At 44.7% G+C, this 19,325-nt stretch carries 18 protein-coding genes; 12 read left to right on the top strand and 6 right to left on the bottom strand.

Annotated elements, in window-relative coordinates; genetic code table 11:
* The first annotated feature begins 8 nt into the window (after positions 1-8).
* Positions 9-1,142 (top strand): lactonase family protein, encoded by a 1,134-nt coding sequence (locus tag LT679_RS18120; protein ID WP_232179095.1) that lies wholly within the window; start codon positions 9-11, stop codon positions 1,140-1,142.
* A 147-nt stretch (positions 1,143-1,289) separates the two neighbouring features.
* Here the strand turns inward: LT679_RS18120 and LT679_RS18115 are convergent, their stop codons facing one another.
* Positions 1,290-1,772 carry a hypothetical protein gene (locus LT679_RS18115; RefSeq protein ID WP_232179094.1) on the bottom strand — a complete coding sequence of 161 codons (483 nt, stop codon included), beginning with the start codon at positions 1,770-1,772 and terminating at the stop codon, positions 1,290-1,292.
* 134 nt (positions 1,773-1,906) lie between these two features.
* On the opposite strand from LT679_RS18115, the gene LT679_RS18110 reads away from it, so the two are divergent.
* From LT679_RS18110 to recA, 5 genes are all read left to right on the top strand, one after another.
* On the top strand, positions 1,907-3,577 hold the full coding sequence (locus LT679_RS18110; protein WP_317206556.1) for an ABC transporter substrate-binding protein: 1,671 nt from the start codon (positions 1,907-1,909) through the stop codon (positions 3,575-3,577).
* Between the two features lie 154 nt (positions 3,578-3,731).
* Positions 3,732-6,578 (top strand): excinuclease ABC subunit UvrA, encoded by a 2,847-nt coding sequence (uvrA, locus tag LT679_RS18105; protein ID WP_232179093.1) that lies wholly within the window; start codon positions 3,732-3,734, stop codon positions 6,576-6,578.
* 215 nt (positions 6,579-6,793) lie between these two features.
* Positions 6,794-6,991, top strand: coding sequence for a hypothetical protein (locus tag LT679_RS18100; RefSeq protein ID WP_232179092.1), 198 nt, complete (start codon positions 6,794-6,796; stop codon positions 6,989-6,991).
* Positions 6,992-7,213: 222 nt separating this feature from the next.
* Positions 7,214-7,987 (top strand): endonuclease III, encoded by a 774-nt coding sequence (gene nth, locus LT679_RS18095; RefSeq protein WP_232179091.1) that lies wholly within the window; start codon positions 7,214-7,216, stop codon positions 7,985-7,987.
* 70 nt (positions 7,988-8,057) lie between these two features.
* Positions 8,058-9,065 (top strand): recombinase RecA, encoded by a 1,008-nt coding sequence (gene recA / locus LT679_RS18090; RefSeq protein ID WP_232179090.1) that lies wholly within the window; start codon positions 8,058-8,060, stop codon positions 9,063-9,065.
* 74 nt (positions 9,066-9,139) lie between these two features.
* On the opposite strand, the gene LT679_RS18085 is transcribed toward recA, so the two are convergent.
* Both LT679_RS18085 and LT679_RS18080 read right to left on the bottom strand, forming a co-directional pair.
* The gene (locus LT679_RS18085; RefSeq protein ID WP_232179089.1) at positions 9,140-10,438 is read right to left on the bottom strand and encodes an alpha-L-fucosidase; all 1,299 of its coding nucleotides are present in this window, start codon (positions 10,436-10,438) and stop codon (positions 9,140-9,142) included.
* Between the two features lie 110 nt (positions 10,439-10,548).
* Positions 10,549-11,238, bottom strand: a complete 690-nt coding sequence (locus tag LT679_RS18080) for a hypothetical protein (protein ID WP_232179088.1) — start codon at positions 11,236-11,238, stop codon at positions 10,549-10,551.
* A gap of 163 nt (positions 11,239-11,401) precedes the next feature.
* On the opposite strand from LT679_RS18080, the gene LT679_RS18075 reads away from it, so the two are divergent.
* The 3 genes from LT679_RS18075 (at position 11,402) to LT679_RS18065 (ending at position 14,988) form a co-directional block, all read left to right on the top strand.
* On the top strand, positions 11,402-12,514 hold the full coding sequence (locus LT679_RS18075; protein WP_232179087.1) for a carbohydrate-binding family 9-like protein: 1,113 nt from the start codon (positions 11,402-11,404) through the stop codon (positions 12,512-12,514).
* Between the two features lie 36 nt (positions 12,515-12,550).
* Positions 12,551-13,801, top strand: coding sequence for an adenosylmethionine--8-amino-7-oxononanoate transaminase (gene bioA, locus LT679_RS18070; RefSeq protein ID WP_232179086.1), 1,251 nt, complete (start codon positions 12,551-12,553; stop codon positions 13,799-13,801).
* Between the two features lie 107 nt (positions 13,802-13,908).
* Positions 13,909-14,988 (top strand): DUF6973 domain-containing protein, encoded by a 1,080-nt coding sequence (locus LT679_RS18065; protein WP_232179085.1) that lies wholly within the window; start codon positions 13,909-13,911, stop codon positions 14,986-14,988.
* Between the two features lie 38 nt (positions 14,989-15,026).
* Here the strand turns inward: LT679_RS18065 and LT679_RS18060 are convergent, their stop codons facing one another.
* Positions 15,027-15,374: a winged helix-turn-helix transcriptional regulator gene (locus LT679_RS18060; RefSeq protein ID WP_232179084.1), complete on the bottom strand. Its 348-nt coding sequence runs from the start codon at positions 15,372-15,374 to the stop codon at positions 15,027-15,029.
* A 104-nt stretch (positions 15,375-15,478) separates the two neighbouring features.
* Between LT679_RS18060 and LT679_RS18055 the strand changes: the two genes are divergently transcribed.
* Complete coding sequence (locus LT679_RS18055) at positions 15,479-16,075, top strand: short chain dehydrogenase (RefSeq protein WP_232179083.1); 597 nt, start codon at positions 15,479-15,481, stop codon at positions 16,073-16,075.
* Between the two features lie 45 nt (positions 16,076-16,120).
* The gene (locus tag LT679_RS18050) at positions 16,121-16,357 is read left to right on the top strand and encodes a hypothetical protein (RefSeq protein ID WP_232179082.1); all 237 of its coding nucleotides are present in this window, start codon (positions 16,121-16,123) and stop codon (positions 16,355-16,357) included.
* 56 nt (positions 16,358-16,413) lie between these two features.
* Here LT679_RS18050 and LT679_RS18045 read toward each other — a convergent pair whose 3' ends face one another.
* Together LT679_RS18045 and LT679_RS18040 are read right to left on the bottom strand one after the other, a co-directional pair.
* The gene (locus LT679_RS18045) at positions 16,414-17,325 is read right to left on the bottom strand and encodes a helix-turn-helix domain-containing protein (RefSeq protein WP_232179081.1); all 912 of its coding nucleotides are present in this window, start codon (positions 17,323-17,325) and stop codon (positions 16,414-16,416) included.
* Positions 17,326-17,389: 64 nt separating this feature from the next.
* Complete coding sequence (locus LT679_RS18040; protein WP_232179080.1) at positions 17,390-18,271, bottom strand: SDR family NAD(P)-dependent oxidoreductase; 882 nt, start codon at positions 18,269-18,271, stop codon at positions 17,390-17,392.
* 278 nt (positions 18,272-18,549) lie between these two features.
* On the opposite strand from LT679_RS18040, the gene LT679_RS18035 reads away from it, so the two are divergent.
* Positions 18,550-19,314 (top strand): glycoside hydrolase family 11 protein, encoded by a 765-nt coding sequence (locus tag LT679_RS18035; protein WP_232179079.1) that lies wholly within the window; start codon positions 18,550-18,552, stop codon positions 19,312-19,314.
* Positions 19,315-19,325 lie beyond the last annotated feature (11 nt).

Raw genomic sequence — 19,325 nt, 5'->3', positions numbered from 1 at the left:
ATATTGTTATGAAGAAATTACTATTGGCACTGGCCTTGCTCTCTCCTGTTATGATGAACGCGCAGAGCAAGAAAAAAGGACCCAAAACATTTGATTTGATTGTAGGTGCGTATAGTACCGAGAATAGCAAAGGCATATCGGTATTCCGCTTTTACGCCGAAACAGGCCGTTTGGCTTACCTGAGCCAGAGCGATGATGTACCTAACCCATCCTATCTTTGCGTAGATAAAACAAACAAGTTTGTGTATGCTGTGAGCGAAACCGATAACGGCGATGTTTACGCCTACGGTTTCGATCCGAAAGGCGGTGCGTTAACTTTCATCAACAAACAAAAAAGCGCCGGTTCATCACCATGTTATATTTCGGTTGATGAGGACAGGAAGCATGTGTTTGTGGCTAACTACGGCAGTGGATCATTCGCGGCATTGCCTATAAATGAGGACGGCTCGCTGAAACCCGCGGCCCAAGTTATTCAGGATAACGGCGGCAGCGTTAACAAACAACGCCAGGCCGGGCCGCATGCACATGGCGCTTTTTTATCGCCTGATGAAAAGTATTTGCTGATGACCGACCTCGGAACAGACAAGATCAATATCAAAAAATATGATAGTGGAGACACCAAACCACTTACCCCGGCACCGGTCGATTTTGTAAGTGTAGCGCCAGGCACTGGCCCTCGTCACCTTGATTTTACGCCCGATAAAAAGTACATGTACCTGTTGCAGGAAATTACCGGCCAGGTTACGGCTTTTGAGTTTAATAACGGCAAGCCCAAGCAAATACAATCAGTAACTATGCTGGCCGATGGTTTTAAAGGCGCTGTTGGCGCTGCGGATATTCATGTATCGCCCGATGGACGTTTTGTATACGCCTCAAACCGTGGCGATGCAAACGAGATTGTAACCTACGCCATTAACCAGCAAAACGGTATGCTTACGTTTATTGAACGGACCTCAACCCGTGGCAAAAACCCGCGTAATTTTACGATTGACCCAACGGGAAAATTCCTGCTGGTGGGCAACCAGGATACCAATACCATTAATGTATTTAAACTTGACCCTGCTACCGGCAAGATCGGCGCCATGGTGACATCAACCCAGGTTGATAAGCCGGTGTGCTTGAAATTCACTCCAGCGATATAAAACCCCACCTAATCCTCCCCAAAGGGGATGACTTACATTTGCAGAGATACAATGACTTCAAATCATCCCCTTTGAGGAGGACTTAGGCGGGGTACAAAAAAAGGCAGGGCCAGCGGCCCTGCCTTTTGCATATTACATATGCTTGCATTATTTCTGTTTGCTGAATGAGTAAACCACGTAGCCGGTTTGTGCACCAATCGGAACAGGTGTTTTTAGTACCAGCGTTTCTTTATCAGCCGCGCCTACATCCAGGCGATAACCTTCCGTTACGTTTTTGGCTTTATCGCCTTCGTATATTTTTTTGAACTGGAATTGTGTGCCGTTAGGGCCTTCGTAAACTGACCAGAATATAGATTGCGATGTACCGTTACTCAAGGTATACATGCCGTTACCGCTGTTGGTAAGTTTCCATACGCTGCCAACAAATGCGCTTGGCGGTGCTTGGTCAAATGCTGATTGTACGGCGTTAGGCAACAAGCCGCCTTCATAAGTTACAGTATTACATACCCAGGTATTAACAAACCTATCGCGCGGAACATGCGACGATGTAGTGCTACGCACGCCTGAACATGCTGAAATAACAACGGTGAGGGCTAAAATGGCTAAGGTGTATTGAAATAGCTTTTTCATGACTTAATTATTATTTGTTGTGTATAACATCAATTTTGTTAAAAAGTTGACGCTTTTTATAAGCGGCATTCAAATTGTCGTTTTTTGTTTTGGATTATAGCTTATATTAAAGGTTTAATCAAGGTATTATTAATATGGGGCGCAATATTAAATATTATAGGATAATATCATCAGGGGCATTTATGGTGAGCGCCTGTATAATAATGATGCTTTGCATTGCCGGTTGCACTTCAACAAATGAAGATGATAAGCACACGGTTTTTAACATAAACCTGGAAGATGGCCTCACCTCGCTCGACCCTGCATTTGCCCGCAATCAGAACGCGTTGTGGATGGATAATCAAATATATAACGGCCTGGTGCAAATTAATGATAGCCTGAAAAGTGTGCCCTGCATCGCCAGAAGCTGGGACGTTAGCGCCGATGGTTTACAATACACTTTTCACCTGCGTAATGATGTTTTTTTTCATGACGATCCGCTTTTTCCAGGCGGCAAGGGACGCAGGTGCGTAGCTGCTGATTTTGTATATAGCTTCGGCCGCTTGATCGACCCGAAGGTAGCCTCATCCGGCTCGTGGATATTCAGTGATAAGGTATCGGGTAAACAAGCATTCATCGCCCAAAACGATAATACATTCATCATCAAGCTAAAGCAACCCTTTCCGCCCTTATTGAGCTTGCTTACTGCGCAATATTGCTCGGTAGTACCGCATGAGGTGGTGGAGCATTATGGTAAGGATTTTCGTAGTCACCCTGTGGGCACAGGGCCTTTTAAATTTAAGTACTGGAAAGAGCGGGAAGTACTTGTGCTGTTGAAGAATGAACATTACTGGGAAAAGGACAGCGCGGGCCATGCACTACCTTACCTTGATGCGATAAAGGCTGGCTTTATAAGCGATAAACAAACCGCCTTTATGGAATTTATTAAAGGCGACCTGGACTTTTTTAACGGAATTGATGGCAGCTATCGCGATGATATACTGACTAAATCAGGCCAGTTAACCAGCAAATACCGTGGTAAGTTCATTATGAACATCAGGCCGTATTTAAATACAGAATACTTGGGAATACTGATTGACACCAACATCAACATCGTAAAACGATCGCCATTAAAACTATTGAAGATACGGCAGGCCATCAATTACGCCATTGACAAGCAAAAAATGACAAAATACCTGCGCAACAGTATTGGCACTCCGGGTTATGCCGGGTTTGTTCCGCAGGGTATGCCGGGGTTTGATGGCGGGCAGGTACACGGTTATACTTACGATCCTGAAAAAACACGCCGCTTGCTTGCCGAGGCCGGCTTCCCCAACGGCCATGGCTTACCGGAAATTGCGCTGAATACCACCACCACCTACCGCGACCTGATAGAATACATACAAGGCGAGTTGGAACGCGTAAACATTAAAACCCGTGTTGAAGTTACCCAGGGTGCCAGTCTGCGCGAGCTGATTGCCAAGAACGGGGTTAATTTTTTCCGTGGATCGTGGATCGCCGATTATCCGGATGGCGAAAACTACCTGTCGGTATTCTATTCCAAAAATAAGATACCTTTTGGCCCTAATTATACCGGTTTTAATAATAAAGAGTTCGACAGGCTTTTTGAGCAAACCTATCGCGTAAAAAATGATTCGGCTCGCTATGCCCTCTACCGAAAGATGGATAACTTGGTGATGAGCCAGGCGCCTGTAGTGGTATTGTATTACGATAAACTGGTGAACCTGTATCAAAACAACATCGGCGGCTATCCCAAAAACGCGCAAAATTTGCTCGTATTAAAGCGGGTAAGGAAAGGAATATGATAGTGATATCATCTCAATTTAAAATCACACATTACCAACAATCCCACCTTATTAAACCACAGCCTTTTTAACTATATTTGCAAAAAATTTTAGCAAAATACATGACGGCCAAACCAAGCCGTATGTATGCGGTTAATATTGTTCAATATACTGTATGACTGATAAAACTGTTGACCTGGGCGAGCAAAGCGAAGTAGAAGTTTATGGCGCACGGGTACATAATCTTAAAAATATTGATGTTTCGTTTCCGCGCAACCAACTGGTGGTAGTAACCGGGTTAAGCGGCAGCGGTAAATCATCGCTGGCGTTTGATACCATTTACGCCGAGGGGCAGCGCCGTTATATGGAAACATTTTCGGCATACTCACGCCAGTTTATGGGCGGAATGGAGCGGCCTGATGTGGATAAGGTATCGGGCCTGAGCCCGGTAATTGCTATTGAGCAAAAAACCACCAGCAAAAATCCACGGTCAACAGTAGGTACTATTACCGAAATATACGATTTTATGCGACTGCTTTTCGCCCGCGCTGGCGAGGCTTACTCCTACTCCACCGGCGAAAAAATGGAGCGTATGAGCGAGGACCAGATACTGCGCACCATCAGCGAAAAATTTGACGGCCAACCGGTAAACATTATGGCACCGGCGGTAAAAGGCCGTAAAGGGCATTACCGCGAGCTGTTTGAGCAGATTCGCAAGCAGGGATATTTAAAGGTTTGGGTGGATGGCGCTATTATGGATGTTACCCCTAAAATGCAGGTTGACCGTTACAAAATACACGATATTGACATTGTGGTTGACCGCCTGGTAATCAGCGAAAAGGACAGCAAACGTTTATACAGTTCGGTACAGGCAGCACTTAAACTGGCAAAAGGCATCATCCGTATTGCGGATAAGGATAATAATGTATCCTACTTCAGTAAATACCTGATGGACCCGGTATCGGGCATATCGTATGATGAGCCGCAGCCTAACACATTTTCGTTCAACTCACCTTACGGCGCCTGCGAAAAGTGCAATGGCCTGGGTTATATCTTCGAGGTTGATGAAAAGGCGGTTATGCCTAATCCGAAGCTCAGCATACAAAATGGCGGTTTAGCGCCACTTGGCGAATACCGCGAAACCTGGATATTCCAGGTATTAAAGGCGATTGCCAAAAAATTCGAATTTTCGTTGACCACGCCAATAGAAAAGCTGGAGCGTGATAAGCTGGATATTATACTTAACGGCACCGAAGAAAAGATAAACGTAGCCGTTGAGTACAATAAATGGAACGTACAGAACTACTCCATCAATTTTGAGGGCATTGTTAAGATGCTTGAGGAGCAGCAGGAACGCCGCGGCGATGACGACCTGGACGATATGGAAAACTATCGTGTATTGCGCACATGCCCTACCTGTGGCGGCGCGAGATTAAAAAAGGAATCGCTGCATTTTAAGATAGACGAAAAGAACATATTTGAGCTGGCCTGCATGGATATCAACAACCTGCAAAGCTGGTTTGAGGGTATTGAGGACAGGCTGAGCGAACGCCAGAATGTTATTGCCCGCGAAATATTAAAAGAGATACGTGCCCGCATCGGGTTTTTGCTGGATGTTGGCTTGAGCTATCTAACATTGGATCGAACAGCTAAAACCCTTTCGGGTGGTGAGGCGCAGCGCATCAGGCTGGCAACGCAAATTGGTTCGCAACTAATGAATGTAATGTACATTCTGGATGAGCCCAGCATTGGCCTGCACCAGCGCGATAACGAACGGCTTATAAACGCTCTTAAAAACCTGCGCGACCTTGGTAATACCGTACTGGTGGTTGAACACGATAAGGACATGATTCTCGAGGCCGACCATGTGATAGATATGGGGCCGGCAGCAGGTGTACATGGCGGGCAGATTGTAGCCCAGGGCACACCGCAGCAGCTGATGGCCGAGCATACGCTCACCACCTCATACATAAACGGTGAGCGCGAGATTGCTATCCCTAAAAAACGCCGGGAAGGTAACGGCAAAAAACTGGCGCTTAAAAAAGCTACCGGCCATAACCTTAAAAATGTATCGGTGGAGTTTCCGTTGGGTAAGCTGATTGGCATTACAGGGGTATCGGGCAGCGGTAAATCAAGTTTAATTACCGAAACATTGTACCCTATCCTTAACCAGCATTTCTTCCGCGCAAAAAAACAACCGTTACCTTATGGCAGTATTGAGGGGCTGGAGCATATTGACAAGGTGATCGAGATAGATCAAACACCAATTGGCCGTACACCACGCTCAAACCCATCTACCTACACGGGTGTCTTCTCGGATATCCGTAACCTGTATGTGCAACTACCCGAAGCTAAGATACGCGGTTACAAACCCGGCCGTTTCTCTTTTAACGTAAAGGGTGGCCGCTGCGAAACCTGCCAGGGCGCGGGCATGAAGGTAATAGAGATGAACTTTTTACCCGATGTGCAGGTGCCTTGTGAGGAATGTGGCGGCAAGCGCTACAACCGCGAAACGCTGGAAGTACGCTATCGCGGTAAATCCATTGCTGATGTACTGGATATGAGCATTGAAGATGCCACCACGTTCTTTGAGCATATTCCATCCATCCACCGTAAGGTAAAAACTTTGTTTGACGTAGGCCTGGGTTATATTACGCTTGGCCAATCATCAACAACCTTATCGGGTGGTGAGGCACAGCGTGTGAAGCTGGCTACCGAACTTTCAAAGAAAGATACGGGCAACACATTCTATATTTTAGATGAGCCGACCACCGGTTTACACTTTGAAGATATCAATGTATTACTTGGCGTGCTTTACCAGCTGGTTGAAAAAGGCAATACCGTTTTGGTTATTGAGCATAACCTGGATGTAATAAAAGTGGTTGACCACGTTATTGATCTTGGCCCGGAAGGGGGTTCGGGCGGTGGCAAAATCATGTTCTCCGGCACGCCCGAAGGTTTGTGCAAGGTTAAGGACAGCTTTACCGGCAGGTTCTTAAAAAAGGAAATGGGCGTTAAGTAAAATAATTACTAATAGTTAAATTAAAAATGTAACCTTGTTTCTCCAGCTACGTAAAAATAGATTGTCTTTCATATACAAACGGCCCTACATCTATTTCACCGGCATTTTTATACCCTTGATGAAATTTTGATGAAATTTTTTTCATGTTTTTAAAATATGATAAAATATTTCGGATAGGGTTGCGTTATTGAATTATAAAAATTATAAAAGCGCTTATGGACGAAACCTCTACAAAAAACTTATTTGCGGTCACTAATCATTTTATAGTGAAAGAGAAAGAGCATACAGAGCATCTGAATGCGGACGATCTGATATTTTTCAATTCGCTCCGTACAGATTTGAACCAGTTGCAAATGCAACCGAAGCTACAAACCATTCACCGCATACTTGATTACTCAAAAAGCATCAAGTAAATACATTAAGGTTGATGGCTCATAGTTCACGGGTATCGGCAAGGTTACTTTGAAATTACGATGTAAAAGTGCCGATGAGAAGCCGGGTGAACTATGACCCATCTGCCATTACCTCACTCCACTTCGTCATTCACTATTATTTTGCTCAACACTATTATTCGGCATCAAAACTGAATACCTTTGCCGTAACAAACGTAACCCTTAGTTACCGCTTTTACATCCATGCTAAAAAAGGAACGTTATCATCATTTTGTTGAATACTTCTCAAAAAACCAGCCCGACGCGGTTACCGAATTGCACTATAATTCGCCTTACCAACTGCTGGTTGCCGTTATACTTTCTGCTCAATGTACTGATAAGCGGATAAACCAGGTTACCCCTGCCCTTTTTGAGCGCTTTCCGGATGCAGAGAGCCTGGCGGCATCAAGTGCCGAGGAGATATTTCCATACATACGCAGCGTAAGCTATCCTAATAATAAGGCAAAACATTTAGCCGGTATGGGCAAAATACTGGTTGAACAGTTTAACAGTGTGGTACCCTCGTCAATTGATCAGTTACAAAAAATGCCGGGCGTGGGCCGCAAAACCGCCAATGTCATCGCCTCAGTGGTTTATGACGCTCCGGCTATGGCTGTTGATACCCATGTGTTCAGGGTGGCGAACCGAATTGGATTGACCAACAATGCGCGCACACCGCTGGCTGTTGAGAAAGAATTGGTTAAATATTTACCGAACGAAGTTTTATCGATAGCACACCATTGGCTTATATTGCATGGCCGGTATATTTGCGTGGCACGCACACCCAAATGTGAAATTTGTCCGCTCACGTGGTTTTGCCGTTACTATGAGCGAACCCACACCGAAACAGCTTTGCTAAAGGCCGAGGCCGACAAAGCCCGAAAAGCTAAAGAAGCGGCGAAAAAGAAAAAGCTGAACGTTATAGCCAAAGAGCTTAAAAAGCGCAGCGTAAGCAATACGAATACATCCTTAGAATAAATAAAAATAAATACTAATTTTTTTAGTAATTGTAAATTAAAGTTTTATATTTGTTACATATAAATTTAAGATGAGCAACGCAGATAAATTGAAGGCACTACAGCTTACGCTTGATAAGCTGGAAAAATCATACGGAAAAGGCACCATCATGAAACTGGGCGACACCGTTGTTGAACCAACCGAAGTAATATCAACCGGTTCAATAGGCCTGGATATAGCTTTAGGTGTTGGCGGTTTGCCAAAAGGCAGAATAATTGAGATATATGGACCTGAATCGTCAGGTAAAACAACTTTGGCCATACACGCAATTGCCGAAGCACAAAAAAAAGGTGGCATTGCAGCGTTTATTGATGCGGAGCACGCCTTTGATAAATTTTATGCAAAAAAACTGGGTGTTGATGTTGAGAACCTTTTAATATCACAACCGGATAATGGTGAGCAGGCGTTAGAGATTGCCGATAACCTGATCCGCTCAGGCGCTATTGATATCCTGGTAATTGACTCGGTTGCCGCGCTGGTGCCAAAGGCCGAGATCGAGGGCGAAATGGGCGACTCAAAAATGGGTTTGCAGGCGCGCTTAATGTCTCAGGCGCTGCGTAAGCTCACCGGTACCATCAGCAAAACCGGATGCTGCTGTATCTTCATCAACCAGTTGCGCGATAAGATAGGCGTAATGTTTGGTAACCCTGAAACCACAACCGGCGGTAATGCGCTTAAATTCTACGCGTCGGTACGTTTGGATGTACGCCGTATATCACAAATTAAGGATACCGACGAGGTATCAGGAAACCGCGTTAAGATCAAGATCGTGAAGAACAAGGTTGCCCCACCATTCCGTATAGCTGAGTTTGATATTATGTTTGGCGAGGGTATCTCCAAATCAGGCGAGATCATTGACCTTGGTGTTGATTATAACATCATCAAAAAAGCAGGTTCATGGTTCAGCTATGGCGAAACCCGCCTGGGACAGGGCCGAGACGCGGTTAAACAACTGATATTGGACAACCCGGAACTAATGGAAGAACTGGAAAACAAGATAAAAGAAACCGTAACCGGCGAGAGCATGGAAGAAGCATAAGCTTCAACGGTATCTTACAAAACAAAAGGCTGCTTTAAATAAAGCAGCCTTTTGTTTTACCGGTAGTACTGTGTTTAGTAAGTGATCTTCACTATTCTGTCAATCTCATCAGCAGGCAGCTGATCTATATAAACTATCAGTCCGCTTTTATCTTTCTTGTATTTCAATTTAGCGCCGCCATTAAAAGCGGTTACACTTTTTGGTTTAAATTTAAAATCGGGTATCACTATCTGGTTGCCATCCTTAACCGGGTTAAGCACGTGGGCGTAAACAGTTTTACCCTTAGCCGTTACGGTGCCCCATGCTTGCGCTTTTACCAAATAGCCGCGTGTACCGTAAATGGTTTCTCCATTTTTATCAATCCAGGCCCCTATTTTACCAAGGGTATCTACAAATTCCGGTTGTATTTTGCCGTTAGGCATCGGGCCGACATTCAATAAAAAATTAGCGTCTAAACCGGCAGCGTTTACCAGGTAATGTACCAGCTCCTTTACCGACTTATAATTCCTGTCATTAATGTTAAAGCCCCAGCTCCCGTTCATGGTTTCGCAGGTTTCAAGCGGTAGGTCGCCTATTTTAGCATCGCCGCTAAAGCCGGTTTTGTTGTTGCCCGGCAGGTCCTTTTCAAAAGCCTGAAAGTCCTCGCCCGGAATAGGCGCCAGGTGGTGGTTATTCCCTATCATAATATCAGGCCCTAACTTATGTATCAAACCGTATATTTCATCGTAATGCCAGTTCGCGTTCTTGCGATCCCAATGCCCGTCAAACCAAATGCCTTTCACGCCAGGGTAATTGGTAATCAGCTCGGTAAGCTGCGCTTTCATAAAATTGATGTAACTGTTCCAGTCGCCCTTCTCTGGCACACCATTAACAATTGGGCTTTTAAAAGCGTAATCGGCACGGCCCCAATCCAGCAGAGAATAATAAAAGCGAAGTTCAATTCCCTGCTTCTGACATTCTTCGGCCAGTTCCTTCATCGGATCTCTTTTATAAGGAGTAGCTTTTACGATGTTATAGTCAGATTGCTTGGTATCAAACATACTGAAGCCATCATGGTGCCGGGATGTTACTGTAATATATTTCATACCCGCCCTTTTTGCCAGATCAACCCACTCTTTGGCATTAAAGGCTTGCGGGTTGAAAAAATCAGCTAAACGCTTGTAATCATTATACGGAATTTTGCGGGTATCCATTACCCACTCACCGTCACCGAGCGTACTGTAGATGCCCCAGTGGATGAACAAACCGAACTTCATATCCTTAAAATGCTCGCGTGCCTTAAGATTTGATTCGGATGGCTTATATCCTTGCTGAGCCCATGCAGCCGGGCTAAAGCATAATAAAATTAAAATGAAACGTAACAACTTTCTCATCAGACGTATTTTTATAATTGGTTACATCAAAATTACGTCAAACAAGTGGCCTCGCTTAAACAATACTAACGTTTAATTAAGCATTTTTGGCAATGGCAGTAAATTAGCCGTTATTGTAGAATGGTAGCAGCCGATGGCTTAGTAATTTTACCGTACGAGCTACCCGTTGGCAAAGCCTTCGCTTGCCTTTTAACAAACAGGAAAAATTCAACCGCGGCAATAGCTAATATGGTGTATCCAAAAAGCTCGGTACACTCTTCTGACGCATTCTTTACGGCACGAAAATAACGGTCTTCCATTATCTCCTGCCAAAATTTGCCCCGCCCATACAACCTCGAAAACACGTAAGTAGTTAAAAATCCGGTTATAAAAACCCCAAAGGCTTGGGTATGCACAAACAACGCAATATTGTGCAAAAACTGGTACCGATGCCGCCATAGGTAATATACCATAAATGCGAACAGGCTAAACACGCCGGCTTGCCATGCGCCATCAAATATATGGTCATCCAAAAATGAATCCTGCTCGCGGATGAACGATGCGGTAGAAAAGGAGAATAGGAAGAAAGCAAGCGCTTTAAATTGCTTATATCTTGCAAAAACACTAATGTAAATACCCGCCGCTATCAATAACAACACACTTTGGCCAAGCTCGGTGTAAGAGTCTTCGCCAAACTTTGACTCCTGGCCGTGCACTAACATGGCATCCCAACGAATGAACTCGGCTACGCCGAAAATTAATGCCCCGTAAATGACAAGCCTGACCAAACCCGACTTTATCCCTGCAAAATTTGCCTCCATTACGCTAATGTAGCCCCCTATTACTGCCCTTTAGCATCAACAGCACCTATTTAGTGCCCTTTTGACATTTAACTAACAATATATGCCGATTTAACATTTAATTAATTGGGAAGTGTAAAATTTTAAATTATCGATTGCAAAATTGATTTACCTATATTTAAGGATGCTTAAATATTTTATCGGCGCCGCTATTATGGTTACTACGGCAGTACCGGCATATTGCCAGTCTGCTTTTGGCAATCTGGCTCATTTGTTTACAACTCCCGAGCATTACATTGTAACCCATACTGCTAAAGCCCCGGTTATTGATGGTGATATAAACGATAAAATTTGGGACCAAGCCAAATGGACCAGCAGCTTTGCGGATATTGAGGGTGATGCAAAGCCCAAACCCCAATACAACACCCAGCTTAAAATGCTTTGGGACGATAGCAACCTGTACATCGCGGTAAAAATGGATGAGCCAAATCTTTGGGCTTACCTCACCCATCATGATGATATTATTTTTCAGGACAATGATTTTGAGCTTTTTGTTGATCCGGATAATAATGGCCGCAACTACTTTGAGATAGAGGTTAACCAGCTTAATAAAATATTCGATTTGTTTTTACCAAAGGCCTACCGCCACGGTGGTAATGCACTAATCAGTTGGGATACACCCGGCATGCGCTCGGCTGTGAAATTGCAAGGCACGCTGAACAATCCTAAAGATACCGACAAAGGCTGGACGGTTGAATTTGCTATACCCCTTAAATCTATCATGTTTGGATTTAATACCGGCACACCTGCTGAAGGAAGCTTATGGCGCATCAACTTTTCGCGGGTGGAGTGGGACACCAAAGTAGTAAACGGCAAGTATGTTAAACTGAAGGATGCACAAGGCAAAAATCTGCCGGAACGTAACTGGGTGTGGTCTGCCCCCGGACTGATCAGCATGCATTACCCGGAGCGTTGGGGTTATTTATTGTTTACCAAAAAGGCTACCTATGCCGGTATTAACTTTGCCGTACCTTATACCGATCTGCAAAAGCAATACCTGTGGCTGGTATACTACAGGCAGCAGGAATACTTTAAACTACACAACGTTTTCGCGACCAACCTTGACGGTCTTGGTATAATGGATACTGAGTATAATGTATCCGGCAAAACCAATAGATTGAGCATCGAAGCAACCAAACAGCAATATACCGCTACCGTTAGCGACGATAGTGGCAGCACTATATCAATAAACGAGGACGGCCTGTTTAAACAGCCAAAAAAGCAAACGGAGAATTAAGACCGGGCAACGCCATTGCACACGTATATTTGCTTTATGCTTTGGTACCCTTATACGCAAATGAAACATGCCAATCGCCTGCCAAAAATGGTAGCTGGCCACGGTGTGATGATGGAACTGGAAGATGGCCGCAAACTTATTGACGGTATATCTTCATGGTGGTCGGTTATACATGGGTACAATCACCCGGTACTAAATACTGCTTTGGCCGAACAGGCTGGTAAATTTGCGCATGTAATGTTGGGCGGGTTAACGCACGAGCCTGCGCTGCAGCTTGCAGAAGCTTTGGTTCGTATCACACCTGCGGGGCTCAACCATGTTTTTTTCTCGGATAGTGGATCCATTGGCGTTGAAGTAGCGCTTAAAACTGCCATTCAATATTGGAAAAACTTAGGCTACCAGGGGAAAACTAAAATTGTATCACTTAAAAACGGCTACCATGGCGACACCTTTAAGGCCATGGAAGTAAGTGATGATTCTGATTTTAGCCACGCTTTTGCTGACGTGTTGCACCGGGATTTTATTGTGGAGATCCCTGAAGGTGGTTTTGATGCACCAGCGGATCTTGTGCAGCCGGCCATTGATCAGTTGGAGCATTTACTCATCAGCAATAGCGAAAACATAGCCGCTTTTATTGTTGAGCCTATCGTACAGTGCGCCGGGGGCTTCCATATTTACTCACCTTTGTACCTGCGGGCTGCCCGTGAACTATGCAACAAGTATAATGTGTTGCTGATATTTGATGAAGTAGCTACAGGCTTCGGCCGTACCGGCAAACTATTCGCCGCCGAACATGCAGGTGTAACGCCGGATATTATGGTGGTTGGCAAAGCGCTTACTGCCGGTTACATGGGGCATGCCGCCACGTTGAGCACCGATGCAGTCTACCACAGCTTTTTAGGTGAAAGCTATGAAAAGGCACTGATGCATGGTCCCACCTTTATGGCCAATGCACTCACCTGTACGGTGGCGCTAAAAAGTATTGAACTATTTGAACAGGAAGATTATCTGAGCAAAATTAAACAGATCAATACCATCATCAATCAGGAGTTCGATACCATCAATTCGCCCTTTATAGCAGATAAACGAAGCATAGGCGCGATAGGCGTAATTGAATTTAAGGATGCTGCTATGCTTAACGGCTTTAAGGCTTTCGCGATGGATAAGGGCGTTTGGCTGCGGCCAATTGGCAATGTTTTATACCTGATGCCACCTTACATTATACAAGCCGATGAACTGAAAAGCATTATTAATGTGATGCAAAAATGGGTAGATCAGTCTACCTAAAAATCGGTATTTTATAACTTTAACGACATATAATTAAGCCTAAGCATAGAGAATTTATAATATTTGTTTCGCTTATTAAAACATCTAACCTAAGCAAAACATCAGTTATGAAAAATCTATCCTGCAAAGCTGTTCTCCTTTTATTGTTCGTTTTTTTCTCGTGCAGTAAAAAATCAACCGATGACCCTACAACTTTACCTGATGGCCCCGTTACCGAGGCCGAACTTAAAACGGTAAGCCCGCTGCCAACTATTGAACAGGTTATAGCCGCTTACGAAAAGATAACCGGTGCTGAGCCTGGTTTAAAAAACGATGAAGCAGCACTTGGCCGAAAGCTATTTAACTATTTTAAATACGGCAAAACTTCGAGCCTGGCAAACCGCCAACTGGAAACCACCGGTATAACTAACATCGCGCAAAAACTAACGCCTGAAGAATGGAAGGTAGTTATATTAAATCCAACAAAAAGCTATAAAGCATATAAAACAGTAGTACCTGCAGGCAAAGCAGCTCAGGATAATTACCCATGCGACAAGGATGCCGGTTTTGAGGACAACAAGGCCGATGCTATACGCCACGCATATTGGAATGTTTTGATGGCAAAAAATATTGACAATGCCTTTGCTGAGAAAATGGCTACCGCGCATGAATCAGAAGCAGGCGACACATACGCCAAAAAAATGGACTTGCATAATAATGCCGTGGGCCGACAACTGGTTAAGAACAATCCGACGGCGACAACCGAGCAGTTGTTGCAGGTATTGATGCAAGGTAAATTCGTTTACGTAAACGAAGGGGATGCAATAACTGCTGATAACTCCACATTGGTATACTTTAAGGCTAAACGTGATTATGATGGAACCTATAATGGCAGCATGACCAACCCCGACTCGGAAGGCGGCCCATGGACACTAGCCCTAAACCTTAACCAATGCGGCGATGTAATACGGGGTCAGTTTGAAATAACCCGTCCTAACAGTTCACGTCAAAAGCGCAGGTTTGCCGGCAAGCTGGTGGGCGACCGCATAACGCTTAATGTAGCTACACCTTACGAGTTTGAGAATCCTAATGGGCTTACGCCTTGTAATGACATGGTGATCACGTTAAACGGAAGCGCCGCTTCCTTATCAGGTAACTGGACCTCAAGCAATTGCTCAAAGGGCGGAGAAATTAAGGCGAGTAAGTAGTATATGCTATAGTAGCATTGCACTTTTAAGCAATGCTACTATGCATTAATGATATGCTTCCGGCTCCAGTCTGATAATAAAAATATCACCTCTCTCAACGTCTCCCCCTTTTCACTGAGGCGGTACTCTACCCTTGGAGGCACCTCGGGGTACGCCTTACGGATAATGATACCGTCGGCTTCCAATTCCTTTAGCTGTCGCGATAAAACCTTAAGCGCCATGCCGGGTATGATTTTATGCAGCTCGCCAAAACGCAGCGGTCCTTTAAGCAACAGCCATATAATCGGGGGTTTCCACTTGCCGCCGATCACATCTATAGTCGCAGTTATGGGACACTCTTCAGCGCTGTGATAATTTATTTCGTTTTTTTCCTTTGTTACGGCCATTTTAAAACAAACCTTACCCACTTGTCATTAGTTGACAAAAAGGTAACTACTTGACAAAAGTAAAGCATTGAAATAATTTTGTAGCAAATCAAAATAAAAAACGAATGAAAATCATCATTATTGGCGCATCCGGAACCATTGGCAAACATGTGGTTAAAGCGCTCGAAGCAGATAACGAAATTATAAAGGTAGGCTCAAAAAGCGGCGATTACCAGGTGAACATCACTGACCTAAATTCGATCAAAGCGCTGTTTGAACAAGTCGGTCAGTTCGACGCGCTTATCAGTACCGCAGGCGATGGCCACTTCGGTCCGCTTGCGCAAATGACGGACGCTGATTTTAGGGTTGGTATTGACAGTAAACTGCTTGGCCAGGTAAACCTGGTGCTGATAGGCCAGCATTACATTAACCCAAAAGGCTCGTTCACGCTTACCTCAGGCAGCATGGCGCATGATCCTATTGTTTTAGGTTCGGCCGTAAGTGCTGTTAACGGCGCCTTAGATTCCTTTGTTAAAGCAGCCGCCATCGAATTGGAAAATGGCGTACGCATCAATACCGTTGCGCCAACCGTGGTTGAAGAGTCGCCAGAATATTTTCCGTTTTTTAAAGGGCAGATTCCAGTGAGCATGCACCGGGTAGCGCAAGCCTATGTAAAAAGTGTGTTGGGCGCGCAAACCGGACAGGTTTATCCGGTACTTTAATTAAGTTTTTCGGGGCGGTGTAAAATACCATTGTATCTTTACCACATGAAGAATTTTACGGTTGAAGCTGACGGGGCTACGTTCGATTTTAACACGATGAACATACAGCGCCTGCAGCTATTCCAGGTTTATGTTACGCATAACGGCGAAAAAAAGAGATTTCACATGCAGATAAACGACCAGGGTGAATTTAAGATAACCGACCCGCAATCGTGCCCCGAAGAATATCACCGTACCGAGGACCAGCTAAGCAAGGCTATCCAGATATATGGTAAACCATAGTAGTATTTAACAACAAGACGCCCTTGAATTATATTTAAGGGCGTTCTTGTTTTATTTTAATTAAACGACCGCCTGAACTCCAGCGGCGATAAATTAGTTTTGGTTTTAAATAACCTGCTGAAAGATTGCGAATGCTCAAACCCTAAAGCATAAGCCACCTCGCTTACCGACAGATTAGTAGTCGACAGTTTTTCTTTAGCCCGCTCAATCAGCTTTTCATGTATATATTGCTGCGCATTTTGTCCGATCAGTGTGCGAAGCATATCACTCAAATAACTTGGCGATACATTCAGGTGTTCCGCCACATAGGCCACTGTTGGCAATCCGCGGCTTAAAGCGGTTTCATCGTTAAAATATCCATTCAACACATCTTCCAGCTTCTGCAGCAGATCATGATTGACAGCCTTGCGTGTAATGAACTGTCGCTTATAAAAACGATTAGCGTAGTTGAGCAGCAATTCAATTTGTGAAATAACCACATCCTGGCTAAAATCGTCAATACGGCTGTTCAATTCGGTCTCGATCATGCTGAAAATACCGATGATCATGTTCTTCTCCTCTTCTGAGAGGTGTAGTGCCTCATTGGTTGCATAAGAGAAAAAGCCGAATTGCTTGATGTTTTTAGCCAACGGATAGCCTAAAAAGAAATCGGGATGGATAAGTAATGTGTAAGCAGAACACACACTGGCATCATGATTATTATTACCTATTACCTGACCAGGCGAAGCGAACAATAAGCCACCCTCATCAAAATCATAATAACTTTGGCCGTACCTTAACCTGCCGGTTACCTTTGGTTTGTATGATATTTTGTAAAACCCCAGCACATGATGCCTGAACGGATCAACCGGCCGATGGGCACCATTAAGCAAACTGATAAGCGGATGCAGCGGCTTGGGCAAACCAAAGGCCTGGTGTGCCTCGGTTAATGATTGCATTTTATGCGGACCGTTCTCTTCTCTTTTCATATCTCACCTTGAAAATAGGATAACCGATATCAATATCGGTTATCCATAAGTCATAATAAACCGATTATTTCGCGTTGCCCTGGGCGGCGCTTGAAACATCCGCCCATTCTTCCCAGGTTTTAAGCCGCTCGCTGTATGCGGCTCGCACGCCGGGCAGGCAATGGCTACCTAAAAAGAAGCGTAAGGGCGGGTTTTCTGCATCTACTATTTGCAATACTGCATCAGCAGTTGCGTTAGGGTCGCCTTTTTCCATGCTGCCTAACTGGCTGAAAAATTCCTGTTTAAAATCCGCATACACATCAAGGTTCTGCGTAAATTTTAACGATTCGGGCGTGCCGAATTCTGTAGCGTAAGCGCCCGGCTCAATAAGGGTAACCTTTACGCCAAATTGTTTAACCTCGGCAGCAAGGCTTTCATGTATGGCTTCGAACGCCCACTTTGTTGAACAATAATAACCAATGACCGGGAAGGTGATCTGCCCAACGTTGCTTGATGTGCCGATGATATGCCCGCCGCCTTGTTCGCGCAGCAAGGGCAGTGCAGCCTGTATAACCGATACCGGACCAATTACATTGGTTTCGTAAAGCGCACGGATCTCATCCGCACCAGCCTCCTCAATCGTACCAACCAGCGAATAGGCCGCATTGTTTAAAACCACATCTAACCGGCCAAAATGCGCATGTGCCTGTTGTACAGATGCCTTTACCTGTTCAGCATTGGTAACGTCTAAGGCTAAGGTTAGTACATTGTCGCCATATTTTTCTTTAAGGTCGGCAATGCTTTCCAGTTTGCGGGCGGTAGCAGCCACTTTATCGCCACGTTTAAGCGCAGCTTCTGCCCAAATACGACCAAACCCGCGCGACGAACCGGTTATAAACCAAACTTTTTCAGCTGCATTTTGAGCTGCTTTATTTTGCACTCCCGTGTTTTCTTGTTGATGTTCCATTTTTATTTATTTGATATCCAAATGTCGGATTACGCAGCTTGTTACTTGTACCTTAATTGCGGGAGTTTGTAACCAAAATGCGGCTAATCCATTGTTGTAAAACGTTAAATCAATAGTTAAAAAGAATTTTTGTAAAATTACAAATATCTGTTATACAGCAAATTAACATGGCGTAATTTTTTCTCGCCAAGTAAACATTTGTGCAACACTTTTAATCATTACAGCCATTGCAGCGGCTGCCCGGCAGCTACCTTCGTTTTAATCAATTACTCCAAATTATGAAAAAACAAAACTTTTCACCAATGGTGACCGGGAAGGTTGCCGTTGCAACTGCAATTGCGTTGCTTGTTTGCTCATCCTTAATTTCGGGCTGTAAAAAAGACTCGGCCAAACCTGTTGAGAAGCCTAAAGCCGAAGCCGCTGTCGACAAAAGCCGGCTTAAAACCAACACCTACCAATCGGGCACGCACAATGGCTTCTTTTGGTCGTTATGGAAAAGCGACGGCGCAACTGGTACCGTTAACTATGCCAACGGAAGCGGCGGAAACTACAGCGTGAACTGGAGCGGCTTTAACGGCAACTTTACCTGCGGTAAAGGCTATTCCGTTGGCTCGCCTACTTACAAAATTGGCTACAACCTGGGTAGTTACTCCAACTCGGGCGGTGGCACGTTTGGTTGGTATGGCTGGAGCCGGAGCCCGTATTACGAGTACTACGTTAACGAAACCTGGGGCACCGAGTCGCCGCATACCGGCACCTTTTTGGGTACGTTTACCAGCGACGGCGCAGGCTACAACGTTTGGACGCGCTGGATGACCGGCAAAAACATTGACGGCGGCGACGGCTTCAGGCAGATCTACAGCTCGCGGGTTACCAAGGTTACGCCCGGCTCAAACCGTGTAATTACATTTGCCAACCACTACAACAAATGGCAAAGCTATGGTTACACACTTGGCCAGCTGAACATTCCGGCTATTATGGTTTCTGAAACATGGGGCAGCAACACCGCCGGCAGTATTAACTGCACCATTTGGGCACAATAACTACAACTATT

It is taken from the genome of Mucilaginibacter roseus (assembly GCF_021215455.1).
Classification (GTDB): Bacteria; Bacteroidota; Bacteroidia; order Sphingobacteriales; family Sphingobacteriaceae; genus Mucilaginibacter; species Mucilaginibacter roseus.
Note: the sequence above shows the minus strand (reverse complement) of the source record. Positions and strands in the feature narration are given on the sequence as shown.